Source organism: Falsiruegeria litorea R37 (genome assembly GCF_900172225.1).
Taxonomy (GTDB): domain Bacteria; phylum Pseudomonadota; class Alphaproteobacteria; order Rhodobacterales; family Rhodobacteraceae; genus Falsiruegeria; species Falsiruegeria litorea.
The window spans coordinates 40837-67148 of sequence record NZ_FWFO01000009.1 but is presented as its reverse complement, the minus strand read 5'-3'; the positions used below and the strand labels follow the sequence as shown (position 1 = coordinate 67148).

Genomic DNA, 26312 nt, shown 5'->3' with positions numbered 1-26312 from the left:
GCCGTGTTGAACAGCGACGAACGGCGCTTGATGCCGTGCACCTCATAGCCTTTTTCCAGCAGGAACTCTGCCAGATAGGATCCATCCTGTCCGGTCACACCCGTGATAAGCGCCGTCTTTGTCATGTGGTACTGCCTCTTTAACCCGCCCCCGGATCGGGGCCTGTTCAGACTTTGGTCATACCCAGAGCAAGGGCCACTGGCAATGCATCGCCCCTGGTCCCACTACGCTTCCGGCATAGGCCCGCCCGCCCGCGGCTTCAAAGGAAAAGGGGGGCAAAAACGAAAACAGGCCCCGCTTCGGGGCCTGTTTCAAAATTCATCCAATCCATCAGCTGGATCGCAAAAACGATCAGTTGGTGGTGGTGGTGGTGCTGGCGTTGTTGTCATCATCGTCAGCGATAACCGCGATGATGCCGATCACGCCCAGACCGATGGCTGCTGCTGCAACCGGAGCAGCTGCGATCGCGCCGCCCAGACCACCAGCGCCGCCCAGACCCACGGGGGCTGGCTGAGCTTGGGTTACCTGCACGGGCAGATCTTCAGCAACAACAGCGACCGGAGCCATCAATGCGCATGCGGCGATAATTCCTGCAATTTTTTTCATAATCCAGATTCCTTTGACCAAGATGTGACACACGTCTACCGAAACGTTCACGACCTTATTTACATGATACACTTCGGAATTCCAAACGTATTTTTACTTCTGCTTCGTTAATCCGTCAGACGGCGAAACCGCAGATAACCGATGTTGGGTCCGGCCCATTGGCGCGACTGCATTACCACGCCACGACGCTTGTCGACCCAATAATCATTGGTGATTGCCCCCTTTCGCCCCTCACAGCTCTGGCGAATGTGCTGCGTGGTGTGGCGTCGTTCGACGATTTCGATGGTTTCTTGACCCAAGTCAGTCAATTCACAGCCAAAGGCAAAAGGCACCTCGCGGTTGTCGCGAGCAAGAATCATCTGGATGTGCTCGCCCTCATGGCTGGGTCCGGGTTCAGACCCGCTGACCTGAACCGAGCTCGAGAGCAGATCGCCCCAGAACCCTCGCGTCGAAATCAGAACACCATTGCGCATGGCAACCGCAAAATCGTCGGTGGTGCGCCAGACCTGCACCTGGCCCGGCAGATTGTCGCGGGTCTCAAAGTGCTTGATGACATAGGCCACCACATTGCTGCGTTCGACGATCATCTCTTGCACTGGTACATCTAAGCTGTCCAGAAATGCCCGTGTCGGTGCGGGCTGTGCGCCTGTGTCCCGCGCCTGGGTCCGCTTGGCGATGGCCTGCTGACCGGCACGATAGATTTCCACCTGCAGCGGTGCGGGTTCGGGTCCCTCGGCGCAGCCGACCAACACCAAACCGCCCAGCAACAGCCCGGCTGCCCGCATCCATCGCACCATCTGTCCTGCTCCCGTTCTCATTCCCAGAACCTCGGCCATTGATCCGACAGCACGTTGCGATGCGCGCCGCGGACCTGATTGTACAACCGTCCCGGTACATGTACGCGGGCGCCGCCGTCACGCTGAATCGGCCGGATGGTGGTGCCGACTCCGCGCTTGCTGGGGCTGCCCAGGAACCAGGTGACCGGGATACGGAAGCGGATCCCCTTGTCGAACGAGCCTTCACCGAATTCGGCCGCCGAGACATTGGTTCTGGTAAAGAAGCCGCCCACCGACCAGCCATTGTTGAACACCCGGTCGATACCCAGGGTGGCACCGAAATCTCCGGCCAGATAACGCCCGACATCCAACTGTGCCAAAAAGCCGTTTTCAAAGTCGTAATAGGCCGATGCATGGCCCGTGGCGACGCGGTAATCCCGAAACCCGAACAACTGGTCGTAATCGCGCTTGAGCGCATAGTTCGCCTCGACTCCCAGGGCCAAACGACTGTTGACCGGTTTCCACAACAGCTCGGTCGACAATCCACCATAGCCATATTCGAAATACCCCGCCGTCACCCGCGCATAGAGATCCGGTGAAGGTTTCCAATAGCGCGCCAGATACAGCTGGTTCAGCGTGGTACCATATTGCGCATAAAGCACCCGGTCCGTCCGCACCGGCGGCAAGGCCGTGGCCGACGAAGTCCCGCCATCTAGGTTGCCAAAGAGCCGCTGGTTGATACGGCCGGCAATCACCCAGCCCGGCGCGGGCTGATAGCTGCCCCGCAGCGATACGCCCACATCCAGACGGAGGGGCGCTGTAACGTCAAAAAAGCCCGGCGTGAAATAGGGCGCCACCGACCAGCTGGTGTTGGGATAAAGATCTTCGGCCTGAACTGCCGCCTCCGACAGGGGCCGCGGATCGGTAAAGCGGGTTTCCACCAGCATCTGATCCGAAGCGAAATTTTCGAATTCAAGCTGTTCCAGGTCGGACCGGTGGATCACCACCGTCGACAACGGCAAACCCTGCGACACCAGCGTCAGCCGGAAAATCTCGATCGAGGCGGGCAGCACCCGCGTCATCGCCCGCGCCGCACGCCCGATGGCCACCGCGTTTGATCCGTATCGCAGGTTGCGGAATCGCAGCTCGGCGGTTTCAGCCGAGATGTCCAACGCCTCAAGCAGCAGCCCGTCTTCGACCAGCAGCGGGGCCAGCTGGTCGCGCAGATAAGGGGCCACCGCCGCCGTCGAAGCCGTCCATTCGGTCGACCAGGCTACCGGATCGACCTGGGGATCGGGACGCGACTGTACCGGATAAGGGGCCGGCAGGCGCGGCTGCACGTTGGGCTTGTAGGGGCTCAACTGGATCTGAAAGTTCACCCCGATCTCGGAGCCGTAAAGATAATAGGCGCCCACGCGGGTGCGCGGTGTCCACTGATATTCCACACCAAAGTTGAAGGGCGAGCGCCGCTCAAACACCGAGGTGGTCTGAGTCTCGGTCACATAGGCATCCGAGGAATATTCCACCTTGAAGCCCAGCCGGTCATTGGCCTGCCACTCGATCCCGCCAAAGGCGGCAACAGGCCCCCGGAACCACTGGCTGTAGCCCGGATTACCACCCAGATCCCCAGCCGGTCGAGCAGGCCGGTTTCCGGTGCTGCCAAAAGATCCGTACGAGCCGAGCCGCCCCCAGCCCAGACCCGCAGTTACCTTGAGCCGCCCCGGCAAGCGCGAGGTGCCCCAGGCCTGAGTGTTGAAGGTCTTTGTCGCAGCGATGAATTCACCCGCATAGATGCCGGTGCCCGCCAGATCCCGCAGACCCAGGGTCACACTGGGAAAGCGCCGGGTTTCCTTGAACAGGCGCATGCGGACGTCAAAGCTGCGGTCGTAATACGTCGGGAAATTGCCGATGTTCCAATCTTCGACCACGACATAGCGGAACGAGGCCGTCATCCAGTCAAACGGCTGAAAAGCCAGCGTGATCCGGGTCTGGCCGCCAAAGTTCGACACCGTGGTGGCAAACTGCCCCTCGGGCAGCATCTCGGCCGAGGGCATGTCCACGATCCCCGGCATGCCGTAAAAGTTCAGTGTGGTCTGCGGCAGGGGCTCAAGTTTGGGCTCTTCCTGCGCGACCTGCGGGCTCTGCCCGGTCTGCGCCGCCTGGGCGACCTGGTCTGCGGTCGTCTCCGGTGCGTCTTCGGCAAACACGGCACCCGAGCACAGCATCACCAGCCCGCTGACTATTCCCCCAAGCCGCATTTTCAATCCCGTCTTATACTTTCACAACGGACAGAATCCCGTCCGCTCATACCGTCCTGTAATCACTGCTGTAGACCACAGCCGCGCGTGCCAAACAATGCGGCACCACCACAAATAGGGGCCACCGACCGGAGTCTGTGGCCCAAATACAGCATGGATTGCGCTGTGGTTCCGTCCCGGTTCCGAAAGGTTATTCGGCTGCTTTCCGGCTCATTTCGATCTCGCTCAGATAGCGGCTCAGATCGTCGCGCAGATCATCGCGCGCCAGCGCAAAAGCAACAGTGGCCTGCAAAAACCCCGCCTTAGAGCCACAATCGAACCGCTGCCCGCGGAAGCGATAGCCATAGACCGGCGTGCCCTTTTCGATGTCGGCGGCAATGGCGTCAGTCAGCTGAATTTCGCCACCCGCGCCTGACTTGATCTGGTTGAGCGTCTTGAGCACCGAAGGCGCCAGGATATAGCGGCCGATGACCGCCAGATTCGAGGGCGCCTCTTCGGCGGATGGTTTTTCCACCATGCCCTTGGCCGACACGACGCTGCCCATGTCCTCGGCCACATCGAGCACACCATAAGAGCTGGTCTTCTCGGGCGACACCTCCATCGCGGCGACCATGTTGCCGCCGGTTTCGGCATAGGCCTCGACCATCTGCTGCAAACAGGGTTTTTCGGCGGCGATCACATCGTCGGGCAGAACCACCATAAAGGGCTCGTTGCCGATCAGGCGGCGGGCACACCAGACCGCGTGGCCCAGGCCAAGCGCCTTGTGCTGACGGATATAGGCAATGGTGCCGCTGTCCATGTTGGTGGCTTTCAGCGTCTCGAGCAGCTCGGTCTTGCCCTTCTTGCGCAGCTCCTGCTCCAGAACAGGCGAATGGTCGAAATAATCCTCAAGCGCGGATTTCCCGCGCGAGGTGACAAAAATAAACTCCTTGATGCCCGCCGCGCGGGCCTCGTCGATAGCGTATTGCACCAGGGGACGGTCCACCAGGGTCATGATTTCCTTGGGCACCGATTTGGTCGCAGGTAAAAACCGGGTCCCAAGACCGGCAACGGGAAAAATCGCCTTGGTGACTTTGCGTGTCATATGGCTGATCCTCAAAAACTGATTATGTCTGCTCTTATAACGGCGATATCATACCGCCGCCACGATATACGCTTGAATGATTTGGGCAATCAATGATGTTGCAGGGTTCTGACAGGAACCTGATCACAGATCCCCCCCATCGAGCCTTCCTCACACACTCAAACGGCTTGGGTCCTTCCGGGCATGCATCATGGGGCTGGGATGTGACACGATTGCGGCACCAATGCGTTCATTTGCCGGATGTGTTCCGGCAGGCAGCGGGTCATGAAATCATAGCGCTCGACGACGGATGCCCGCGCCGCAGGCCCCAGATGCGCATAGGCGCCCGGATGGGCCAGCACATCGATGACCTGATCCGCAATCGCCTTGGGATCAAAGAAATCCACCAGCAACCCCGTCTCGCCATGGCGCACCGCCTCGCGCACGGGCGCCACATCTGATGCCACCACCGTGGCCTGCATCGCCATCGCCTCCAAAACCGACCAGCTGAGCACGAAGGGCATCGTCAGATAGAGGTGACAGCGGCTCAGCTGCACCACCTGGCAGAAGTTTTCATACGGCAGCCGGCCCAGGAAATGCACGCGGGACCAGTCGACGCTGTCGCCCACCTCCTCCTCCATCTCGCCCCGCAGCCCCTTGGGGTGCTTGCTCTTACGCCCATAAGACACATCGTTGCCGCCCAGGATCAGCACCCGCGCGTTGGGGCGGGCCGCCAGGATATGGGGCAACGCGCGCATGAAGACGTGAAAGCCGCGGGCATGCTCCAGGTTGCGCGCCAGATAGGTGAACACCTCATCCTCGCGCGTCAGCGGGCGGTCCATCCGCCCCAGCGTCAGCGCCACATCCGCGTTGGGGTGCAGACGGTCGGTGCGGATGCCATCGTGGCAGACATACATCTTGTCATGAAAGAGCTCTGGAAAAGCGTCGCGCTGCCAATAGGTGGGTACGTGCCCCATATCCACCGTGTGCAGGTTCATGTTGGGCACCACATTGCGCGCCCGCATCAGATAGGGCGTGTGCTCTGACACCGGCTCTTCGGGATCGAACCCCACCAGCCCGCCGGTCATGTTGTAGTAAAACTCGAAAAATCCCAGGATTGGCACGTCCGGCCACAGATCCTTGAAGAACGTCAGCTCCCCCCAGCCGGTGTGCCCCAGGATCAGATCCGGGCGAAACCCCTCGTCGCGTTCCAGCCTGCGCGCCGCCTCCATCGCGCCAAAGCCGACGCCTGCGGCATTTTCCCAGACCTTGGACAGGCCATAAGCCTTGTCAGCCGCTTTGTGGTGAGGCGTGTAGATGCACGGGGTGACGCCGGCGATCTTGGGTGCCGGGTTGCGTTGGGTCAGAAAGACGATCTGGTGCCCGCCTTGGGCCACCAGCCATTGCACCAGCTCGCGGTATTGACCGGGCATGTTCTGATGCACGATCAGAAGCTTCATGTCAGCAGCCCCGACAGATACCGGCCATAGGCGTTCTTGGCGAACATCTCGGCCCGCGCGCGCAGCTGGTCTGCATCGATCCAGCCCTGTTCAAAGGCGATCTCTTCGGGGCAGCCCGTCTGCAGGCCCTGGCGCTCTTCCAGCGTGCGCACGAAATTGCCCGCATCCAGCAGGCTGGCATGGGTCCCGGTATCAAGCCAGGCATAGCCGCGCCCCATGGTCTCGACGCGCAGCGCGCCTTCCTCCAGATACATCTGCAACAGGTCGGTGATCTCCAGCTCGCCGCGCGGCGACGGCTGCACCCGCCTGGCCCGCTCGGGCGCGGTGCCATCCAGGAAATAAAGCCCGGTCACCGCATAGTTCGAGGGTGGCACATCCGGTTTCTCGATGATCTCACGCGCGCGGCCATCGCCGTCAAACGCCACCACGCCATAGCGTTCCGGATCAGCCACGTGATAGCCAAAGACCGTACCGCCGCTGTCATGGGAATCTGCTGCAGCCATCAGCTTGGGCAGCCCATGACCAAAAAAGATGTTATCGCCCAGAACCAGCGCCGCCGGAGCACCATCCAGAAAATCCTCGGCCAGGATAAAGGCCTGCGCCAACCCATCGGGGCTGGGCTGCACCACATAAGTCAGCGAAATCCCCCATTGGCTGCCATCGCCCAAGGTGCGCTTGAACTGATCCTGATCCTGCGGCGTGGTGATCACACAGATCTCGCGAATGCCCGCCAGCATCAGCACGCTTAAGGGGTAGTAAATCATCGGCTTGTCATAGAGCGGCAAGAGCTGCTTTGAGACAGCCATGGTGATCGGATAAAGCCGCGTACCGCTGCCCCCTGCCAGTATGATCCCCTTGCGATCGCTCATCCCAAAACCTCTTTCACAATATCCCTCAGACCTGCCTGCCAGTTGGGACGCTTAATGCCAAAAACCGCCTCTAATGTGGCGCAATCCAGTCGGGAATTGAGCGGGCGTTTGGCCGGTGTCGGATAATCCGAACTGGGAATGTCCGTGACCGTGCAGGTGATCCCGGCAATGGCAAATGTTTCGCGTGCGAAATCTGCCCAGCTGACATTCGGGGTGCCTGCAAAATGGTAGATCCCCGCCTTGGACGGGTCCGTCGCCAGTTGCCGGGCCATTTCGATGCAAGCCGCCGCAATATCGCGCGCAGGCGTCGGCCCGCCGATCTGATCCGCCACGATGGTCAGCGCATCGCGTTCGGCCCCCAGCCGCAGCATGGTTTTCACAAAATTATGCCCGTGCGCTGAGACCACCCACGACGTGCGCAGGATCGCATAAGCGCCACCCGCCGCCTGCACCAATTGCTCGCCCTTGAGTTTGGAGCGCCCATAAACCCCCAGGGGGCCGGTCGGATCATCCACTTGCCAGGGCTGATCGCCCTCGCCCGAGAACACGTAGTCGGTCGAGATCGTGACAAAGGGGATGCCCAGTTCCGCACAGGCCCGCGCCATGGCACCGGGGGCGTCGCCGTTGATCACGCTGGCCCGCGCCTCATCCTCTTCGGCCTTGTCGACGGCTGTATAAGCTGCCGCATTGATCACCGCATCGGGGCGCCGCGTCGCAATCACTGCCGCACAGGCACCAGGGTCCTCCAGATCCGCCGCCGCCCGGTTCAGACAGGTCACGCCGTCATACACCGCCAATTCCCGCGCCGCCTGCCCCGTCTGACCAAACACCAGAATGTTCACGCGCCCTGCCCTTCATCTTTTTGAAAATACTCTCGCCGTAGGCGACATAAATTGGGTTTTCCCTGAAAACCCAAGCCTCCGGCGGGGATATTTAGGGCAAGAGGAAGAGGGTAGGTCATGCCTTGACCCCCAGCCGTTCGCCAACTCCGTGACGGTCCTGCAGGGCGCGCCACCAGGCCTCGTTGTCCAGATACCAGCGCACGGTCTTCTCCAGCCCCTCTTCGACCGTTACCGAGGGCCGCCAGCCCAGTTCCTCACGGATGCGGGTCGGGTCGATGGCATAGCGCGCATCATGACCGGGGCGGTCGGTGACAAAGGTGATGAGGTCCGCATAGGGTTTTGGCCCGGGCTTCAGCCGATCAAGAATGGCACAGATCGTCTGCACCAGCTCCAGGTTCGAGCGTTCGTTTTCACCGCCGATGTTATAGGAGCGCCCCACCTGCCCGCGCTGCAACACCGTCAGCAGCGCGTCGGCGTGATCCTCGACATAAAGCCAGTCGCGCACGTTGGAGCCATCGCCATAGATCGGCAGCGGCTTGCCTGCGAGCGCGTTCAGGATCACCACCGGGATCAGTTTCTCGGGGAAATGATAGGGTCCGTAGTTGTTCGAGCAATTGGTCAGCACCACCGGCAGGCCATAGGTCTCGGCCCAGGCGCGCACCAGATGATCGCTGGCCGCCTTGGACGCCGAATAGGGCGAGCGGGGATCATAAGCTGTGTCCTCGGTAAACTGGCCGGTGTCGCCGAGCGAGCCATAGACCTCATCGGTCGAGATGTGATGAAACCGAAAGCTATCCGGCTTGCCCTGCCCCACCCAATAGGCGCGGGCGGCTTCGAGCAAAGTGTAAGTGCCATTGATATTGGTCTCGATAAAGGTGCCCGGCCCATCGATTGACCGGTCCACATGGGACTCGGCCGCCAGATGCATGATGGCGTCGGGCTGATGGTCGGTGAATGCCTGATCCATCGCCGCACGGTCGCGAATATCAGCCTCTAAAAAGGTATAATTGGCTCTATCAGCGACACTGGCCACATTGTCCAGACAGGCCGCATAGGTGAGCGCATCAAGGTTCAGAACCTCATGCCCCGCCATCACTGCCTGCCGCACCACAGCCGATCCGATGAACCCGGCCCCGCCGGTTACGATCAAACGCATGGCTTACCCCTCCCACACAAACGGGCTGTCAAAGTCGGCAAGCGTAGGCGCCACCCTGTCCTTGTCCGACAGCACCGGGTCGCCGTCAAAGCCCCAGTCGATGCCGCAGCTGTCCCAGCGGACCGCGCCGTCACACTCGGGCGCATAGTAGTCGGTGCATTTGTAACAGATCTCGGTATTTGGCTCCTTGGTGACAAAGCCATGCAGGAAGCCCTTGGGCACCAGAAGCTGCTTGCCGTTTTCCGCGCTCAGCCCGACCCCCACCCATTGACCATAGGTGGGCGAGCCCTTGCGGATGTCGACCGCCACGTCAAAGAGCGCGCCGCGCCCGCAGCGCACCAGCTTGTCCTGGGCATGGGGTGGCGACTGGAAATGCAGGCCCCGGATGGTGCCTGGCATAGCGGACAGCGAATGGTTGTCCTGCACAAATTCCAGCGTGATCCCTTGATCCGCCATGCGCTGCCTGTTCCAGCTTTCGCTGAAGAACCCGCGCGCGTCGCCAAAACGCTGGGGCGTCAGGATCAGCACCCCTGGCAATGCGGTCTGCTCTACCTGCATCTGCAAATCACCTCGTTCAAAATTGTCCTATCCGGACCTCTACCAAGATGGCCCGGAAGATGTCACCGATCTGTCAGCGGCTGCTGCGTTTTTTTACCCAGCCCAGGAAGGCCGCATCGGGTTTGCGCAGACGGGGGCTGCCGGACCGGGCCCAGACCCCGCGCCATTCCGCCTCGAGCGCATAGACATCCGCCCCCGGCATCAGGCGGCGCGCCTCTTCTACGGCCTCGGCACTGAGCGTCGGTGGCGGGGTGTCGGAACTCACCAACCCGCCGCGCGGGGTGAACCGCATCAGATCGCCGGGTTCCTCGGTCATCTCGTAATCGGGCAGGTGATCCGCCTCGATCATGTCGCGCAGCATCTTGCGGAACACGCGCCGGGGCGAGGCGCTGCCGGATTTTTTCAAAAGCGTGTCGACCGAAACGGTCCACGAGGGCTGCCGCCCGCAGTGCTTGCGCGCCAGCTCATAAATCCGCCGCTCCAGCGGTTTGCGCAGGCGGAAATAATCACGACTAAGGGTGAGAACCGATTTCGACACCACCGCACGAAACAGCCAGTCCGACAGGGTCACCGAAACGCTGGCCATCCGGCCCCCGCGGGATTTGCGCACGATCTCCCAGCTCTCGATCAGGCCAAAGCCGGTGGTCGTCTCTTTGTCGCCCGTCACGATGTTGGTGGTGATCCGGGTGCCCGCGAGCCGTTCGAACGCCTCGCGCAGACGGCGGTAGGCGTCACCGGATGTTTCCCGGTTGGTGGCCACCAGCAGATCATGCGCCTTGAGCTGCAGCGTCCGGCTGACCTGTCGCCCTGCGTTGATCGCCGCCATCAGCTGGCTGATGCAGAATATCAGGATGTCCTTGTCATGGATCGTGGCCAGCCCCTTGACGGATGGGGTCACGGTGATCTCGGTGCCGTTGTGATCGTATTGCAGGATGCGCCGATCCGGACGCGTGGCCAGCGAGAACAGCGGATGCTCCATGCTGGCGAGATCATCCTTGGGGATCGCGTCAAAAATATCGCAGACGAAAAAATCGCCCTGTTGATGGCGGTCCGGCAATAGCCCCCCCGCTGCTGTCACTGCCCTGCTCATTGGCCCTGCCCCGGCTCTTGTCTGCTCGGCCCGTTTGGCGGTCAGTTGTCCGACTCGTTTGGGGCTCGTTTTCTTTCGTGGTTTTAGTAACGCCACCCTAGAGTTATCCACAAGCTCAGACAAGCATCTGACAACGGGGGTTCGGAGTCACTTCATCGGGGGTTCAGAGTCACATTATCGGGGTTTCAGAGTCATCATGATCTGGGAATTTGGAGTTTGAGCATTGAATTAAAATAGTTTTCTTTCGAAAGCAGTGTCCTGTAACTGAAGATAACACACATTTAACACCCTAAAAAAATTTCACCACGCCAGAACTTGCGCTATATTCGCACCACCATCCCCTTATTTTGCTAAGAAAAATCACGCGGCCTGCGCGTTTTCCTTTCATGTGTCGCCTTTTTCGGTATCATGGGGAAAACACAGCACATCGAGCGGATTTCAGACAGGTTCCCCCATGGCCAAGGACAGCACCTCCCTGCCCCCCTATTTCAACATCGACCCCGACGCGGCCCTGGCCGAGTTGGACTTACCCACAGATACGGGCGGCTTTGCCGAGATCGCCGAGGCTTGCACCCGGGGCCGGGCGGACCTGGCCAGCCGAGGTATGGACGAAGAGGGGCGCAAATCCCTGCGCCTGTTTTCAACCTGGGAAATCACCCGCTATCTGATCCCCGTGGCCCAAGCCCATTTCCGCCGCGTGCTGAAACAGAACCCCGAGTTGCCCCAAGGCCAGTCCGAGACCGAGGGCGGCGCCAAGTGGTTCACCCTGGACGAGGTGCTGCGGCTCCGGGCGTTCTTTGGGGCGCAAGGATCCAAGGCCAAGAACTACCTGCCCTATCGGCCCGCCGGACAGCCCGCCAAACTGGTGGCGGTGGCGAACTTCAAGGGCGGCGTTGGCAAGACCTCCACAGCGGCGCATCTGGCCATGTCGGCAGCTCTGGATGGCTACAAGGTGCTGGTGGTGGATCTCGACAGCCAGGGCTCGATGACGTCGATCTTTGGCGGCCGGGTCGAGGATGAGTGGCAAACGGCCTTCCCGCTTCTGGCGCGCCACTACGGCGAGTATCTGCGGATCGAGAACCAACGCCGCCTGGATCGCGGAGACGCGCCACAGCCCCTGGACGAGGCGCTGAGCGCCGCTATGGACATGACCTCGGCAGATGTCATCCAATCCACCCATTGGCCCAACATCGACCTTATCGGCGCGCAGCTGAACCTGTACTGGGCGGAATTCCAGATCCCGGTCTGGCGCATGCAGGCGCGCGGCTGGAAGCTCTGGGACGCGCTCACCGACCGGCTCGAGGCGGATGGGGTGCTGGATGACTATGATCTGGTCTTCATCGATACCCCCCCGGCCCTTGGCTATCTGACCATCAACGGGCTGGCTGCCGCCGACATCCTGCTGGTGCCGATGGGGGCCTCTTTTTTGGAGTTTGACAGCACGGGCCGTTTCTTTGACATGCTGCATTCCACATTCGCCAGCATCGAAGATGGCGAAAACGTCGCCGCGCGTGCTTTGGGACGCCCCGAGATGGGGTTTGAATGGGATGCGGTGCGCACGGTGATCACCCGCTATGACGGCGCGCAGCAGGGCGAACTTTCGGCTCTGATGCAGGTCTATTTGGGCAAAACGCTGTCCCCGCATCGGCAGGATTTCACCGCGCTGATTGGCCAGGCCGGCGAACAGGTGAATGGCATCTACGAGGCCGATTACCGCGATTTCAATCGCGAGACCTATGCGCGCGGTCGCGAAACATTCGACGCCACCTATGCCGCTTTCAAACGCCTGCTTCTGGGTGTCTGGCGGCGCGGTGAGCTCGAAACCCAACAAGCAGCAGAATAACAGACCCTAACAAGGGCTTCCGGAGGAGCAGATATGGCAAAACGCAAACGGCTGACCCCCGCCCAACCCGGGTTTCTGGGCACATCGCAAGCCGCACCTGAAACCAAGGCTATGCCAGTGGGCATGAACGCCCCCATTGCGCAGGTCGCAGGCGAGGCCTCGGCCACCGCAGCCTTGGCCGAGGTGAGCCAGGCGCTGGCGGACGCGCGGTCCGAGGGGCGGATGCTGGAACTGCTGGATCTGGATGCAATCGACGAGCGCCACCTGGTCCGCGACCGCCTGGAACAGAACGAAGAAGAGATGGAGTCGCTGGTCGAAAGCCTGCGCGCGCGTGGCCAGCAGATGCCGGTCGAGGTGGTTGCCCTGCCTGACGCAGCCGGTGGGCGGACCCACGGCCTGATCTCGGGCTGGCGGCGTCTGACCGCGCTAAAGCGGCTCTATAAAGAGACTTCAGACCCGAAATTCGCCAAGGTCCGCGCCATGGTGATCACGCCGGACACGGCGCAGGACGCCTATGTGGCGATGGTCGAAGAAAACGAAATCCGGGTGAACCTGAGCCACTATGAACGCGCCCGCATCGCCGTGCGCGCGATGAAGGAAGAGGTCTATCCGACACAGCGTGCCGCGTTGCAGGGGCTCTTTGCCAATGCGACCCGGTCCAAACGATCAAAGATTGGCACCTTCATGATGCTGGTCGACGCTTTTGACGCGACGCTTTGGTACCCCTCGGCGATCAGCGAAAAGCTGGGGCTCGCCATGGCGCGTGAGATGGTGCGCGACCCAGGGTTCACTGATGCGCTGAAAGAGCGGCTGAAAGAGACCCCGCGCGACAGTGCGGGCGCCGAGATGCGGATCATTGCCCAGGCCCTGGCCGAACGGCAGCCCCCTGCCCCGGCCGCAGACCCAGAGCCTGCGCCGCGCCCCCGTGTGCGCTCGACCGCGCAGAACCCGGCCAAGGGCGAACGCATCGTGACCCAGGTCACGGCAGGCATCGAGATGCGGTTTACCCCGGATCAGAGCCGCATAGAGTTGATGGGTGAAGGCGTCACCGAGGCTTTGGTCGAGCTGATCCAGGACGCGATCCGCCGCGCCTGACGCCTCTCTTCCTCTTGCTGAAAATATCCTGGGGGAGTCGCCCGAATGGGCGACGGGGGCAAAGCCCCCTTCCCCTTATCAGGCTCTAATTGGACTCAATTTGTTTCGCGCGCGAAACGTTTCGTTAGGGATTACCGCCCCACTCCAAGGTACATTTCGAACCCGGCGCGCTTGGCGGATTTCTCGTTGTAGATGTTGCGCAGATCGACCATGCGGGGCGTTTCCATCTTCTTGGCCATCTGCTTGAGGTCCAGCGCTCGGAACTCGTTCCATTCGGTCAGCAACACCACCAGATCGGCGTTGCGCACCGCGTGATAGGGATCGTCCATCCACTTGACCCCGGGCAGCAATTCCTCGCCCTCGGCAAAGCCCTGCGGGTCAACCACGCGGACTTTGGCTCCGCCGCCGATCAGGGCCGGCACGATGGTCAGGCTGGGGGCATCGCGCATGTCGTCGGTGTTGGGTTTGAAGGTCACGCCCAAAACGGCGACGGTCTTGCCGTTGAATGTGCCATCCAGGGCATCGCGCAGCTTTTCGACCATGCGGGTTTTGACCTCGTCATTGACGCGCATGACCGTCTCGGTGATCTGCATCGGAAAGGCATTGTCCTGCCCGATCCGCGCCAGCGCTGCGGTGTCCTTGGGAAAGCACGAGCCGCCATAGCCGGGACCTGCGTGCAGAAATTTGTTGCCGATGCGCCCGTCCATGCCGATCCCGCGTGAGACCTCTTTGACGTCCGCGCCCACCCGCTCGCACAGGCCGGCGATCTCGTTGATGAAGGTGATCTTGGTCGCAAGGAACGCGTTGGCCGCATATTTGATCATCTCGGCGCTTTCCAGATCTGTTGTCAGGATTGGGAAGTCACGTAGATACAAGGGACGGTAGATGTCGGCCATCACCTCACCTGCGCGGTCGTTCTGCACGCCCACGACGACACGGTCGGGGTGCATGAAATCGTCGATGGCCGCCCCTTCGCGCAGGAACTCGGGGTTGCTCGCCACATCGAACTCGGCCTCTGGGTTGGCCTTGAGGATGGTCTGTTTGACCTGCCGGTTGGTGCCGAGCGGTACGGTGGATTTGGTCACCACCACGGTATAGCCGGTCATCGCCTGTGCGATTTCTTGCGCCGCAGCCATCACATAGGTCAGATCCGCATGCCCGTCGCCGCGTCTCGTGGGCGTGCCAACGGCGATGAACACCGCATCAGCCCCGTCCACGGCGGCCGCCAGATCGGTGGTGAAGCTCAACCGCCCCGCCGCCACGTTCTTGGCCATCAACGCCTCGAGCCCCGGCTCATAGATTGGCACCTGGCCTGCCTGCAGCATCTCGATCTTGGTCTCGGCCTTGTCGACGCAGATCACGTCATGGCCAAAGTCCGAAAAACAAACGCCCGAGACCAGCCCCACATAGCCTGTTCCGATCATCGCAATGCGCATCTTGCCTCAATCCTTCTTGTTGTCCGGGCTCGTCGGCGCCCGGCCGTCCTGCTCTGGCCGCACAATCGGCAATCCGGGGCAAGGTTTCAATGGCTTGTGTGGGGGCGGGGGATCATTGCAGTAAGGTGTGCCTGACGGGCGCCATCACGCCTTGTAGTGGCCGGTCTGATGCCAGCGCCAAGCGTCTGCGATCATCTGTTTCATGGTCGAACGCGCAGGCGACCAGCCCAATTCGGCGGCGGCCCGGCTGCTGCCTGACACCAGCTTGGTGCAATCGCCTGCCCGACGCGACCCCATGGAATAGGGCACAGGCCGGTTGGTGATCACCTGTCCCTGGTCAATCACCTCCATCACCGAAAAACCGGTGCCTGTGCCCAGGTTGAAGACGCGGCTGTCCTTGCCCTCTTGCAGCCAGTTCAGACCCAGAACATGGGCATCGACCAGATCGCAGACATGCACATAGTCGCGGATGCAGGTGCCGTCGGGGGTGTCGTAATCCTCTCCGAATACAGTCAGCGCGTCGCGCTTGCCTTCGATGGCGTCCAGCATCAGGGGGATCAGATGTGTCTCGGGGCGGTGAAACTCGCCGACCTCGGCCTCGGGGTCGGCGCCTGCCACATTGAAGTAGCGGAAGATCACCGAGCGCAGCCCGTGGGCGGCCTCAAAATTTGCCAGGATATCCTCGACCGCGCGTTTCGAGGCACCATAGGCGTTCAGCGGCAGCTGCGGGGTGTTTTCGTCCAGGACCACATTGTCGTGGTCGCCATAGGTGGCACAGGTCGACGAGAACACGAATTGCAGGCACCCAGCGGCCACCGCCGCCTCGATCAGGGTCAGCGAGCCGCCCACGTTGTTGGCCCAGTAGTGGCCGGGTTCATGCATGGCCTCGCCGACCTGGCTGAGGGCCGCAAAATGCATGACGGCGGCGGGCTTGTATTTGGCAAAAACCGCGTCCAGTCGGGCCCTGTCGGTCAGGTCGCCCTGTTCAAAGGGGCCGAATTTCACCGCATCCCGCCAGCCGGTGACCAGGTTGTCATAGGTGACGGGCACAAACCCCGCCGACTTGAGCGCTTTGCAGGCATAGGATCCAATGTAGCCTGCGCCGCCAGTCACCAAAATATGTGTCACGTAAGATCTCTCTGAATATTGAATTTGGGGGCGCTGATATCATACGATTTGCAGGGCCTCCAATGTTGAAATGCCTCTAAGCTGGATCGTCGTGGTGATAGCCTTTGTACCATTCGACAAACCGGCGGACACCGGTGTCCACATCGGTGATCATTTCAACATCGGTGAGGTCGCGCAGCAGCGTGGTGTCGGCCCAGGTGGCAGGCACGTCACCGGGCTGCATGGGCAGCATGTTTTTCTGGGCGTCCTTGCCAAGAGCCTTTTCAATGGCGCGGATGAAATCCATCAGGGCCACGGGGCTGTTGTTGCCGATGTTGACGGCGCGAAACGGGGCCACCGGGCTCAGGCTGTCGTGATCACCAACCGGCGTGGTGCCAGGCACCGCATCCCCCAGGGCCACGATCGCACGCACCAGATCGTCGATATAGGTGAAGTCGCGCCGCATCTCGCCGTTGTTGTAGACGTCGATTGCCTCGCTTTGCAGGATGGCGCGGGTGAATTTGAAATAGGCCATGTCGGGCCGACCCCAGGGGCCATAGACGGTGAAGAACCGGAACATGGTGACGGGCAGCCCATAGAGGTGGGCATAGGAATGGGCCATCGCCTCGTTTGCCTTTTTGGTGGCGGCATAGAACGACATCTGCGTGTCGACCTTATCCGTTTCGCGATAGGGCATTTCGGTGTTGGCGCCATAGACCGAGCTGGTCGAGGCCAAAAGCATATGTTCCGGCGGATGGGCGCGGGCGGCCTCGAGCAGCTCGTAAGTGCCGATCAGGTTGGCCTGCAGGTAATCGCGCGGCGCGTCGATGGAATGGCGCACGCCGGCCTGGGCGGCCAGGTGGATGACCCGCGTCGGTCGATGGGTGGCAAACAGATCCATCAGGCGACCGGGATCTTCGAGCTTGCCGATCTCGGCGGAAAACCCGGGGCGTGGGGTCAGCTGGTTCAGCCGGGCCTGTTTCAGGGCAGGGTCGTAGTAGGGGTTCAGACTGTCCAGGCCAACAACGTGCCAGCCCGCATCAAGCAGCGCATGGGCCACATGCGAGCCGATAAAGCCCGCCACACCGGTGATCAGGGCAACAGGGGCAGAGGCGGTCACGGGATCAGTCACGGGATCAGTCACGGGGGCAGGGGTCCGACTAAGAATAAAGCTATCTTTCCTTAAGACAGATCTCCTCGCCAGCCCAGAGGCAATTCCACCCCGGGAAGGGCATGGGCGGCTTGGGCTGTGTCTTGGCAAGGGGGGGATTATTGGCTAGGAGTTTGGCGACCCGGAACAGCCCTTATTGAAGACATTTTATCATGACACTTGCCCTGATTATCCTTGCCGCTGGCAAGGGCACCCGCATGCGCTCGGACCTACCCAAAGTGCTCCATCCCATTGCCGGTGCGCCACTGGTGGTGCATGCAATGGAAGCAGGCAAACCGCTGTCGCCTGAACGCTGCGTGGTGGTGGCTGGTCACGGCGCTGATCTGGTGCGCAAGCGTGTATTGGCCCATGATCCGACAGCCGAGATCGTGTTGCAGACCGAACAGTTGGGCACGGCTCATGCGGTGGATCAGGCGCGTGCAGCGCTTGAGGGTTTCGAGGGCGACGCCATCGTGCTTTATGGCGATACGCCCTTTGTTAGTGCCGAAACCTTAGGCGATATTCAGGCCGCCCGCGCCAGTGGCGCCGATGTGGTGGTCCTGGGGTTCGAGGCTGCCGTGCCCGGCAAATACGGTCGTCTGGTCGTCGAAGGGGATCGCCTGGCTCGCATCGTCGAGGCCAAGGATGCAACGCCTGCCGAGCTGGACATCACCCTGTGCAACTCGGGCGTGGTCTGTGCCGACAGCGCCACGCTGTTTGATTTGATTTCCAAGGTGGGCAATGACAACGCCAGCGGTGAATATTACCTGACGGATATTGTCGACATCGCCAATGCCGATGGCAAACGCTGTGTCGCGGTGACCTGTGACGAGGCCGAGACGCTTGGTGTCAACTCGCGCGTGGATCTGGCTGCGGCCGAAGCGGTGTTCCAGACCAGCCGCCGCCGTCAGGCTATGGAGGAGGGGGCCACGCTGGTGGCGCCCGAAACCGTGCATTTCGCCTATGACACCAAGCTGGGCCGCGATGTGCTGGTTGAACCCAATGTGGTCTTTGGCCCGGGTGTGGTGGTCGAAGACGGCGTCGAGCTGCGCGCGTTCAGCCATCTTGAGGGCTGCCATGTGGGGCAGGGGAGCATCGTGGGTCCCTACGCCCGTTTGCGTCCCGGCAGCGATCTGGCCGAGGGCGTCAAGATTGGCAACTTTGTCGAGACCAAGAACGCGGTTTTGGCCAAGGGCGCCAAGGTCAACCACCTGTCCTATATCGGGGACGCCTCGGTCGGGGCTGAGGCCAATATTGGTGCGGGTACGATCACCTGCAACTATGACGGGGTTCTGAAACATCACACGGAAATCGGCGAAAACGCCTTTATAGGGTCGAATTCTGCCCTGGTGGCCCCGGTCAAGATCGGCGCCAGAGCGTTGGTCGGGGCTGGATCGGTCATCAGCCGCGATGTCCCGGACGAGGCACTGGCGATGACCCGCGCCAAGCAAGAGGTCAAACCCGGTCTGGCCGCCAAGCTGCGCGCGCGGCTGCTCGAGCTCAAGGCCAGCCGCAAAAAGTAAGACGACCCGCTCAAAGAAAATCCCCGCCACGTCAAAGACAGGCGGGGATATGTGGCTCTAATTCAGGTATATTTGACCTATCAGGCCTCTTTGATCGATTGCGTTGCGGCCACCAGCGTGATGGTGCCTGCCGTGTGATTGGGTTGGGGCACCTTTAGTTCCTTGACCCCGGATGTGACCCCGGATGTGATCGCCTGTTGCGTGGCCAGGGGGTCGGCTGCGACCGAGATGCCGGCAAACCAGACCTTGTGGTTCGCGCCAGTGTCAGGATAGCCGCTGATGCCACCGCTGACGTTGGTCTGATTGGGCAACCAGAAGGGCTGGGCATAGACGGTGCCCGGGGCAAAGTTGAGGGCTGCGTTTGTCCCCGAAGTATCGATGCCACCAATGTATCCGGTCGTGTGGTACCATTTGTCGGTCTGAGGCACATGCAGGCCGTTGTAGAAGGCGTATTTGTAAGTGCTGCCGCTCGAGCAATTGGCAAGGCGTGTGCCTGCCGGCCAGGTGCCCGAGGCGTGATCGGGATTGCCCATCGAGGCCGGGAGCGGCTTGTTAAGGGTGATGACGTTGGTGGACTTGTTGATCTGTCCCAGATCGAACAGATCCGTGGCAAGCACACGGCTGTAATACGGGTAGGTGTAGCCGCCGCTGTTCTTGTAGCCAAAGATGATCAGGCCGCGATAATAGGCGGGAGATTGGCTTTCATTCCATCCGGCGGCATTGGTGAGTTGAACCGTGGTGTCGCCAGGGGTCAGCGGTGCGGCCAGCGTGGTCAGACTGTCGACGCCCCCATGTTTGTAGCGCATGTGGTTGTTGGAATAAATGATGTTGCGGTCCGCATCCAGGCAGATCAGGCCCATGTATTGGGCATGGCGTTCGCCGTTGGCAAAGGCGGACCAATCGCCGCTGACGCTTTCCTGGCGCAGGTATGAATTCAGCCGATAGACTTGATTGGGGTCTACTGCGACCAGTTCCGACATGGTTGCGGGGCCTGCATGGTGGCCCTTGAACTGGACGCTGGCGGGCAGGTTGGGCGACGTTGTGGCGTCATAGCTGAAGGCCGAAGGGAAATTATAGGCATTGCCCAGCAGGCAGGTGCCATTGGCCACCAGGCCATCCCCTTTTGCGATCATGTAATTGGTGGTCAGCAGGGCGCCGCTGCCAAATTCGGATGGGGCCAGCCCGCTGGCGCCGGATGGAAAGCTGACTGTACCAGTATCCTTGTCGGCCACGATGGCCTGTTTGAAGGTGGTGCCATCGCCGCTGACCTTGATCTCAAAATCATCTGAGCCGGTTGTGCCCATTTCGGCCCGCCCCGACCAATTCGTCTGAAACAGCAGGCTGGCGGTGTCGGCGGCGGCGGCTTTGTTCAGCTTGAGCTGATGGCCCGCGCCTGCATGGCTGAGCAGTGTGGCCGGACCTGAGACCGCCAGCGGGTTGCCGGCGTCCGCCGTGGTGCCAACCCCCACCTGCGTCAGGTTCTGAAAATCAGGGGGGCTGACCGCCTTGACCCAATCGGTGCCATCAAAGGCCAGAAGCTCCTGGGCGTCTTCATCCCAGGCGATCCAGCCACCCTCGGCCGGGTAAAAGGCCCAAGATGTGTCTTCGAACACCGCCAGCTCGCGGCTGTGTCCGGACCAGGCGCCGTCAGCGCCGATGGGCAGGATGTAGCGCGCGCCATCGTCAGGTGTTGCAGGCGGCGTGGTGATCGAAGCCGAGGTGACGGACAGTTGCACCAGCGCATCCAGACGCCGCATGCCCTCGTTATGGGTGACATGCTTCTGGGCTTGCGATGGCTGGATGTAGGGCAGGGACAAATTAGGTGAAACAGGCATGAAACCCCCCGTTGAATGGAACGGGGGGCAGAATTAGGCCAAATCACTTTATGGCTGGTGTGAGCACCGTACGTTGCGCGCCCCGGGGACATCCCCGGGCACGCATGTCAGGATCAGTTGTCGTAATAGGCGCTATAGGCCCCATGGCTGTCGCCATAGCCGTATTGCTTCATGCCCTTGACGTTGATCTGACCCAGCACCAGGCCGGTGACCTTGACGTTCACCGTCTCGAAAGATTTCAGACCCTCGCTGACTTGACGATGCGTGGTCTTGTCCCAGCGGACGGTGTACAGGATCGCATCCACCGACTGGCCGATCACACGGGCATCGGGCACCGCCAGAACGGGCGGGGTGTCGATGATGATGTAGTCGTATTTCTTGCGGATCTCGTCCATGAACTCGCGGAACCGTGCCGAGGAATAGAGGTCGGCGGCATTGGTGCCGGACTTCTCGCCGATCAGGATGTCCACGTTCATGGTGGGCTCGTGCACCACGGTTTCCTCAAGCGTGCGGTCGCCGGCCAGGACCGAGATCAACCCGCGCCGTTCCTTGATGTCGAAGTATTCCGAGAAGACGCGGCGGCGAATGTCGCCTTCGATCAGCAGCACCTTCTTGCCCAAGCCGGACAGGTTCTGCGACAGAGCCAGAGACTGTGTGGTCTTGCCCTCGCCAGGGATCGACGAGGTCGACATGATGATCTGCGGCGGGTTGTCGATGTTGGACAGCAGGACCGAGGTGCGCATGTTGCGGATCGCTTCGGCTGCAGCCGAGGTGGGTTTTTCGACCAGATATTGCAGTACGTTCTTGCGGCGGCGGGCGCTGATCGCTGGGATCTGGCCCAGAACCGGATAACCGGTATAGCTTTCCAGGTCTTCGGCCGCGCGGAAGGTGGTCTGTGTGAACTCGCGCAGCAGTACAAGGCTGCCGCCAACAAACGTGCCCATGATTATGGATAGGGCCACGATGATCATTTTACGCGGGGCGGATGGGCCCAGGGGGACAACGGCCTGCGACAGGATGCGGGCATCAGCCTGCTGGATGCCCTGTTGCACGCTGGTTTCTTTCAGGCGCGACAGGAAATACTCATAGATCAGTTTGCTGGCCTCGGCCTCGCGTTCAAGCTGACGCAATTCGACCAGATCGATCGACTGAAGCCGGATCTGCTCACGCTGATCTACAATGGTGGCCTCAAGCGCCGATATCTGGTTGGATACGCGGCTCTGTTCCAGCTCGGCCCGTTCCTGAACTTGCTGAAAACGCGCATCGAACGTGGTGCGATCTGCGTCCGGGTCATCCTTGATCTGGGTGTAGATGCGGGTCAGCGTTCGGTCCGCGGCGGCTTCGGCCATCTGCTTGAGGTCCTGGCTATCGTATGCCAGCTCAATTTCCTTGACCCGCAGTCGGGCGTTCACTTCGGTTTCCCTGGCTTCTCCAAGCCGGTCGCGGAGTTCCTTGATCTGCCGGTTCTGCTGGGCCAGGTCTTCGGGGCTGACCAGGTCGGTGGAGGCGTTGAAATCTTTGGCGGCAGCCTCGGCCTGCTCAAGCTCGACCTGAAGGTGGCTGACCCGGTCCGTCAACCAGGTGGTGGCCTGCTCGGTCGCTTCGAACTTGGTCTCAAGCTGATCCAGGATGTAGAGTTCGGCCAATGTGTTGGCGATCAGGGCCGATTTTTCGGGGTCTTCGGTTTGTGCGGTGATGGCAAAGACATAGCTTTGGCGCACGTTGATGACCGAGATCTTGGCCAGAAGGACATCGATGATCGAATCCAGGATTGCGCGGTCCGACAGGGATGGCGGAGGGGAGGTGTCGGTTGCCACAAAGCTCGTGACATAACCGATCAATGCGCCGAGCGAGAATTTGCTTGGCGGCTGCAGGGTGGAGTTGAATTCTGGATCGTCGACCAGGTTGAGCTGGACGGCCAGCTTGTCTAGCAGCCCGCGAGAGCGCAGCACTTCGACTTCGGTGTTGATGGTGATTTGGTCACCGCCCAATCCGGAAACGACGCTTTCCAGGTCGACAACCTGTTCCTGGCGGCTTTCCAAGGCAACCACCGAGCTGGCTGTGTAGGTCGGTGTGGCCATAACAAAGGCGTAGTAGACGCCAAACGCCGACATGATGAAGGCACAAAATGCGATGAAAAACTTGCCCCGCCACAATGTGCGGAAAATTTTTGACAGATCGATGTCGTCGCTGCCTGCTGCGGTCGCGGGGGCCTGCGTCGGGGCCTGTACCGTAGTGGAACTGAATTTTGGAAGCGATGTCATATTCAATCTCAAAAGTTAAAGTCGTGTCGAACCTGCTTCCCATACTGGCCCGACAATGGCAATTGCGGATTTCTAGCATCCTGGGGTGTGTGCCCCCAATGCGTAGAACACTCATTTCTCTGGTTTTCTTTTATCAAACCGAGTAGACGTACCCAGAGTTGAACATTTTTGATCTGAAGTTTCCGATGCTACATTCCAATTTGCACGATCTGCCGCGGGGGCTGAAACGCCTCATCTTTTTTGTGACTGACACCGCGTTGATTCCGATCAGCCTTTATATTGCAAGCGCCCTGCGATACGGCAGCGCCCTCCCTGATATGCAAGGTCGGATGAGCCTGTTTTTGGCGATCACGCTGCTGGGAATGGGGCTGATTGCTTTCTTCCGATTGCCGCAAATCAAGCTGGATGCCTTTGAAAATCGGGCGGTCATTCAGATCGGTCTGGTGGCGGTCATGCTGTCCTTTCTTGCGATGGTGTGCAGCTACATGCTGGGCAACGCGGGGCCACGATCGGTGCCGCTGATCTTTGGGTCGGTCTTCTTCCTGTCGTCTCTGGCGGTGCGCATGGCTGGGCTGTGCCTGCTCAACTACCTTTATGATCGCAGCAGCGACCGCGAGGCCGTGCTGATCTATGGCGCCGGTGCTGCTGGCATTCAGCTGGCTTCGGCCCTGACCCGCTCGCGCGAGGCGCGCCCTGTGGGTTTCATCGACGACAATCCGAACCTGCATGGGCTTATGGTCGCAGGCTTGCCTGTTTGTGCCCGGGCCAAGATCAACCTGATGATGGCCAAGCACGATGTGAAGCGCATCTTGTTGGCGATTCCCTCGGCCACGGCGGTCCGCCAGGCAGAGCTGCTGACGATCCTGTCGGGTTATGACGCCGAGGTGCAAGTGCTGCCCTCTTACGTGGATCTGATGGCGGGTCGCGGGCTTGAGGGCAAGCTGCGCACGGTGACCCCGGATGAACTTTTGGGCCGGGACAAGGTGGATCTGGACATCCCCGAGATCGCCAAGACCTATGCCGGACGCGTTGTCATGGTGACAGGGGCCGGTGGGTCCATCGGATCGGAACTGTGCCGCCAGCTGATCAACTGTGCGCCTGCGCGCATCGTTCTGTTTGAACAGAGCGAGTTCCAGCTTTATTCGATCGACCGCGAATTGCGCCCCTTGGCCAAGGCTGCGGGCATTCCGGTCACAACCCGTTTGGGTTCGGTCACCAACAAGGCGCGCGTCTCGGGTGTGATCGCTGAAGAAGTCGTCGAGATCATCCTGCACGCGGCGGCCTACAAGCATGTGCCGCTGGTCGAAGACAACGAGCTGGAAGGCGCGCGCAACAACGTGCTGGGTACGCAAGTTGTGGCCGAAGCCGCAGCCGAGGCCGAGATCGAGCGCTTCATCCTGATTTCCACCGATAAGGCGGTGCGCCCGACCAACGTCATGGGCGCCTCGAAACGGATGGCGGAACTGGTGGTGCAGGATTTGCAGTCTCGCAGCACGGTCACGAAATTCGCCATGGTGCGCTTTGGCAATGTTCTGGGCTCGTCCGGCTCGGTGTTGCCGCTGTTTCAGAAACAGATCGAGGCTGGCGGCCCGGTTACCGTGACCCATGCCAATGTTACGCGCTTTTTCATGACCATCCCCGAAGCCGCCCGTCTGGTGCTGCTGGCGGGTGCCTATGCGCGGGGCGGGGACGTCTTTGTGCTGGACATGGGCAAGCCGCAAAAGATCATCGACATCGCGCGCCGCATGATCGAGCTGTCGGGGCGCACCGTGCGCGATGAGCAGACCGGACAGGGCGACATTGCCATCGAAATCACCGGCTTGCGTCCGGGTGAAAAGCTCTATGAAGAGCTGCTGATCGACGATGACAGCCTGGTGCCGACGCCGCATGAAAAGATCCTGCGCGCCGAGGAAAGCAAACTGTCCCAGATCGAGGTCGTGGCCATGGTGCGCGAGCTGCAGAACTGCATCGCCGAAGCTGACACCCAGCGTCTGCGGGATCTGATTGCCACCCGGGTCGAGGGTTATCACATCCAGGAGCTCGAAGCCTCGCAGGCGGGTTAACGCCTCCCCCTCTTTCTCGTTCCGAGTATTTGCCTTTGACCGGGCGAATTGTTGCAGTCTTTCTTACAAAGTTTGCCTGATTTGGTGGCAGGCCTGCCTGATCGGGCGGGCCGCTGTTTGGGTGTGCCTTGAAACCAATAGACGGGATTATGGAACTTTGATACAAGCCCGTTAAAACGATCTGAGGGAATAAATTTTCATGTTGGATTCAATCACTTGGTGTACCAACTGCCTGAATATGTCGACGCGACCCCGTATTGCTTTCGATGACCGCGGTTGGTGCAACGCCTGCCAGTGGATGGAAGAGAAAAAGACACTGGATTGGGACTCGCGTCAAAAAGAGCTCGAGGAACTGCTGCAAAAGTACAAATCCACCGATGGCGGATTTGACTGTCTGGTTCCGGTCAGCGGCGGCAAAGACGGATCCTATGTGGCGCATCAGCTCAAGCACGTCTACGGGATGAACCCGTTGGCGGTGACCATCCGCCCGGCGCTGTCGCTGGAGTTGGGGGATCAGAACCTCAGCAATTTCATCAATTCCGGCTACAACCACATTCACGTCTCGCCCGACGCCGAGGTCATGCGCCGGTTCAACCGCTATGGCTTCATCGAAAAGGGCTTCCCTTACTACGGCTGGCTGACGACCATTCTGTCGTCGGTGATCCGCGTGGCGCTGAACTTTGACATTCCGCTGATTTTTTACGGCGAGGATGGCGAGGTCGAATATGGCGGGTCGACGGAATCCAAGAACCGCGCCCTGTTCGATATCGAATACATGAAGCGGGTCTACCTGGAAGGTGGCTATGAAAAGGTTCTCAACCTCTTCGATGACATCGATCCGGCAGATCTGTATTTCTGGCAATTCCCCAAGGATGACGCTCTGGAAGGGCGTGATCTGTACCTGACCCACTGGTCCTACTTTGAACCGTGGGATTCCTATCGCAACTATCTGGTGGCCAAGGAACACTGTGGCCTCAAGGAACAGGACGAAGGCAACCAGGGTACCTTCACCAACTTTGCCCAGAACGATCAGGCGCTTTATGCGCTGCATGCCTATCTGATGTACCTCAAGTTCGGGTTTGGCCGTGCCACCCAGGACGCGGGCATCGAAATCCGCCGCGGCGCTATGACGCGCGAGCAGGCGGTGAACCTGGTGCGTATGTATGACGGGCACTATCCGGAAGAGTTCATCGACATGTATCTGGAATACTATGAGATGACCAAGGAAGAGTTCGACGCCGTGCTGGACAAATGGGCCAACACAGAGCTGTTCGAAAAGGTGGACGGTATCTGGACCCCCAAATTCATGGTCACCTGA

Annotated in this window: 21 protein-coding genes; 5 read left to right on the top strand and 16 right to left on the bottom strand. The window is 60.5% G+C overall.

Features of this window, described 5'->3' with window-relative positions; genetic code table 11:
• The 11 genes from TRL7639_RS22485 to TRL7639_RS22435 form a co-directional block, all read right to left on the bottom strand.
• On the bottom strand, positions 1–125 hold a 125-nt coding region (locus TRL7639_RS22485; protein WP_133057696.1), incomplete at its 3' end, for a GDP-mannose 4,6-dehydratase.
• Positions 126–351: 226 nt separating this feature from the next.
• Positions 352–606: a hypothetical protein gene (locus tag TRL7639_RS22480; protein ID WP_085798158.1), complete on the bottom strand. Its 255-nt coding sequence runs from the start codon at positions 604–606 to the stop codon at positions 352–354.
• Between the two features lie 107 nt (positions 607–713).
• Positions 714–1403, bottom strand: coding sequence for a YjbF family lipoprotein (locus TRL7639_RS22475; RefSeq protein WP_165759894.1), 690 nt, complete (start codon positions 1401–1403; stop codon positions 714–716).
• 17 nt (positions 1404–1420) lie between these two features.
• The gene (locus tag TRL7639_RS22470) at positions 1421–3640 is read right to left on the bottom strand and encodes a YjbH domain-containing protein (protein ID WP_235820495.1); all 2220 of its coding nucleotides are present in this window, start codon (positions 3638–3640) and stop codon (positions 1421–1423) included.
• 190 nt (positions 3641–3830) lie between these two features.
• Positions 3831–4724: a UTP--glucose-1-phosphate uridylyltransferase GalU gene (gene galU, locus TRL7639_RS22465; RefSeq protein WP_085798155.1), complete on the bottom strand. Its 894-nt coding sequence runs from the start codon at positions 4722–4724 to the stop codon at positions 3831–3833.
• A 188-nt stretch (positions 4725–4912) separates the two neighbouring features.
• Positions 4913–6163 carry a glycosyltransferase family 4 protein gene (locus TRL7639_RS22460; RefSeq protein WP_085798154.1) on the bottom strand — a complete coding sequence of 417 codons (1251 nt, stop codon included), beginning with the start codon at positions 6161–6163 and terminating at the stop codon, positions 4913–4915.
• A complete protein-coding gene (gene rfbA, locus TRL7639_RS22455) occupies positions 6160–7032 on the bottom strand; it encodes a glucose-1-phosphate thymidylyltransferase RfbA (protein WP_085798153.1) in 873 nt (290 codons plus the stop codon). Before rfbA ends, TRL7639_RS22460 begins: the two co-directional genes overlap by 4 nt.
• Complete coding sequence (rfbD, locus tag TRL7639_RS22450) at positions 7029–7874, bottom strand: dTDP-4-dehydrorhamnose reductase (RefSeq protein ID WP_085798152.1); 846 nt, start codon at positions 7872–7874, stop codon at positions 7029–7031. Before rfbD ends, rfbA begins: the two co-directional genes overlap by 4 nt.
• Before the next feature lie 115 nt (positions 7875–7989).
• On the bottom strand, positions 7990–9030 hold the full coding sequence (rfbB, locus tag TRL7639_RS22445) for a dTDP-glucose 4,6-dehydratase (protein ID WP_085798151.1): 1041 nt from the start codon (positions 9028–9030) through the stop codon (positions 7990–7992).
• 3 nt (positions 9031–9033) lie between these two features.
• Positions 9034–9588 carry a dTDP-4-dehydrorhamnose 3,5-epimerase gene (gene rfbC / locus TRL7639_RS22440; RefSeq protein WP_085798150.1) on the bottom strand — a complete coding sequence of 185 codons (555 nt, stop codon included), beginning with the start codon at positions 9586–9588 and terminating at the stop codon, positions 9034–9036.
• 73 nt (positions 9589–9661) lie between these two features.
• A complete protein-coding gene (locus TRL7639_RS22435; RefSeq protein ID WP_085798149.1) occupies positions 9662–10678 on the bottom strand; it encodes a replication initiator protein A in 1017 nt (338 codons plus the stop codon).
• Between the two features lie 454 nt (positions 10679–11132).
• On the opposite strand from TRL7639_RS22435, the gene TRL7639_RS22430 reads away from it, so the two are divergent.
• Positions 11133–12521 carry an AAA family ATPase gene (locus TRL7639_RS22430; RefSeq protein ID WP_085798148.1) on the top strand — a complete coding sequence of 463 codons (1389 nt, stop codon included), beginning with the start codon at positions 11133–11135 and terminating at the stop codon, positions 12519–12521.
• Between the two features lie 33 nt (positions 12522–12554).
• The gene (locus TRL7639_RS22425; protein ID WP_085798147.1) at positions 12555–13616 is read left to right on the top strand and encodes a ParB/RepB/Spo0J family partition protein; all 1062 of its coding nucleotides are present in this window, start codon (positions 12555–12557) and stop codon (positions 13614–13616) included.
• Between the two features lie 131 nt (positions 13617–13747).
• Here TRL7639_RS22425 and TRL7639_RS22420 read toward each other — a convergent pair whose 3' ends face one another.
• The 3 genes from TRL7639_RS22420 to TRL7639_RS22410 all read right to left on the bottom strand — a co-directional run bounded on the left by TRL7639_RS22420 (position 13748) and on the right by TRL7639_RS22410 (position 17291).
• A complete protein-coding gene (locus TRL7639_RS22420) occupies positions 13748–15052 on the bottom strand; it encodes a UDP-glucose dehydrogenase family protein (protein ID WP_085798146.1) in 1305 nt (434 codons plus the stop codon).
• A 144-nt stretch (positions 15053–15196) separates the two neighbouring features.
• Positions 15197–16180, bottom strand: a complete 984-nt coding sequence (gene galE / locus TRL7639_RS22415) for a UDP-glucose 4-epimerase GalE (protein ID WP_085798145.1) — start codon at positions 16178–16180, stop codon at positions 15197–15199.
• 76 nt (positions 16181–16256) lie between these two features.
• The gene (locus tag TRL7639_RS22410; RefSeq protein ID WP_235820493.1) at positions 16257–17291 is read right to left on the bottom strand and encodes an NAD-dependent epimerase/dehydratase family protein; all 1035 of its coding nucleotides are present in this window, start codon (positions 17289–17291) and stop codon (positions 16257–16259) included.
• 191 nt (positions 17292–17482) lie between these two features.
• Between TRL7639_RS22410 and glmU the strand changes: the two genes are divergently transcribed.
• Positions 17483–18832 (top strand): bifunctional UDP-N-acetylglucosamine diphosphorylase/glucosamine-1-phosphate N-acetyltransferase GlmU, encoded by a 1350-nt coding sequence (gene glmU / locus TRL7639_RS22405; protein WP_085798144.1) that lies wholly within the window; start codon positions 17483–17485, stop codon positions 18830–18832.
• An 80-nt stretch (positions 18833–18912) separates the two neighbouring features.
• Here glmU and TRL7639_RS22400 read toward each other — a convergent pair whose 3' ends face one another.
• Both TRL7639_RS22400 and TRL7639_RS22395 read right to left on the bottom strand, forming a co-directional pair.
• On the bottom strand, positions 18913–20667 hold the full coding sequence (locus TRL7639_RS22400; RefSeq protein ID WP_085798143.1) for a DUF2793 domain-containing protein: 1755 nt from the start codon (positions 20665–20667) through the stop codon (positions 18913–18915).
• 113 nt (positions 20668–20780) lie between these two features.
• Positions 20781–22931 (bottom strand): GumC family protein, encoded by a 2151-nt coding sequence (locus TRL7639_RS22395; RefSeq protein WP_085798142.1) that lies wholly within the window; start codon positions 22929–22931, stop codon positions 20781–20783.
• A gap of 185 nt (positions 22932–23116) precedes the next feature.
• Between TRL7639_RS22395 and TRL7639_RS22390 the strand changes: the two genes are divergently transcribed.
• Positions 23117–24994, top strand: coding sequence for a polysaccharide biosynthesis protein (locus TRL7639_RS22390; protein ID WP_085798161.1), 1878 nt, complete (start codon positions 23117–23119; stop codon positions 24992–24994).
• 199 nt (positions 24995–25193) lie between these two features.
• The gene (locus TRL7639_RS22385; protein ID WP_085798141.1) at positions 25194–26312 is read left to right on the top strand and encodes an N-acetyl sugar amidotransferase; all 1119 of its coding nucleotides are present in this window, start codon (positions 25194–25196) and stop codon (positions 26310–26312) included.

Bases quoted from the DNA above. Each gene is read 5' to 3' on its own strand.
- TRL7639_RS22480 (WP_085798158.1), bottom strand. From the start codon at position 606: ATGAAAAAAATTGCAGGAATTATCGCCGCATGCGCATTGATGGCTCCG.
- TRL7639_RS22475 (WP_165759894.1), bottom strand. From the start codon at position 1,403: ATGGTGCGATGGATGCGGGCAGCCGGGCTGTTGCTGGGCGGTTTGGTG.
- TRL7639_RS22470 (WP_235820495.1), bottom strand. From the start codon at position 3,640: ATGCGGCTTGGGGGAATAGTCAGCGGGCTGGTGATGCTGTGCTCGGGT.
- galU (WP_085798155.1), bottom strand. From the start codon at position 4,724: ATGACACGCAAAGTCACCAAGGCGATTTTTCCCGTTGCCGGTCTTGGG.
- TRL7639_RS22460 (WP_085798154.1), bottom strand. From the start codon at position 6,163: ATGAAGCTTCTGATCGTGCATCAGAACATGCCCGGTCAATACCGCGAG.
- rfbA (WP_085798153.1), bottom strand. From the start codon at position 7,032: ATGAGCGATCGCAAGGGGATCATACTGGCAGGGGGCAGCGGTACGCGG.
- rfbB (WP_085798151.1), bottom strand. From the start codon at position 9,030: ATGCGTTTGATCGTAACCGGCGGGGCCGGGTTCATCGGATCGGCTGTG.
- rfbC (WP_085798150.1), bottom strand. From the start codon at position 9,588: ATGCAGGTAGAGCAGACCGCATTGCCAGGGGTGCTGATCCTGACGCCC.
- TRL7639_RS22435 (WP_085798149.1), bottom strand. From the start codon at position 10,678: ATGAGCAGGGCAGTGACAGCAGCGGGGGGGCTATTGCCGGACCGCCAT.
- TRL7639_RS22430 (WP_085798148.1), top strand. From the start codon at position 11,133: ATGGCCAAGGACAGCACCTCCCTGCCCCCCTATTTCAACATCGACCCC.
- TRL7639_RS22425 (WP_085798147.1), top strand. From the start codon at position 12,555: ATGGCAAAACGCAAACGGCTGACCCCCGCCCAACCCGGGTTTCTGGGC.
- TRL7639_RS22420 (WP_085798146.1), bottom strand. From the start codon at position 15,052: ATGCGCATTGCGATGATCGGAACAGGCTATGTGGGGCTGGTCTCGGGC.
- glmU (WP_085798144.1), top strand. From the start codon at position 17,483: ATGACACTTGCCCTGATTATCCTTGCCGCTGGCAAGGGCACCCGCATG.
- TRL7639_RS22400 (WP_085798143.1), bottom strand. From the start codon at position 20,667: ATGCCTGTTTCACCTAATTTGTCCCTGCCCTACATCCAGCCATCGCAA.
- TRL7639_RS22395 (WP_085798142.1), bottom strand. From the start codon at position 22,931: ATGACATCGCTTCCAAAATTCAGTTCCACTACGGTACAGGCCCCGACG.
- TRL7639_RS22390 (WP_085798161.1), top strand. From the start codon at position 23,117: ATGCTACATTCCAATTTGCACGATCTGCCGCGGGGGCTGAAACGCCTC.
- TRL7639_RS22385 (WP_085798141.1), top strand. From the start codon at position 25,194: ATGTTGGATTCAATCACTTGGTGTACCAACTGCCTGAATATGTCGACG.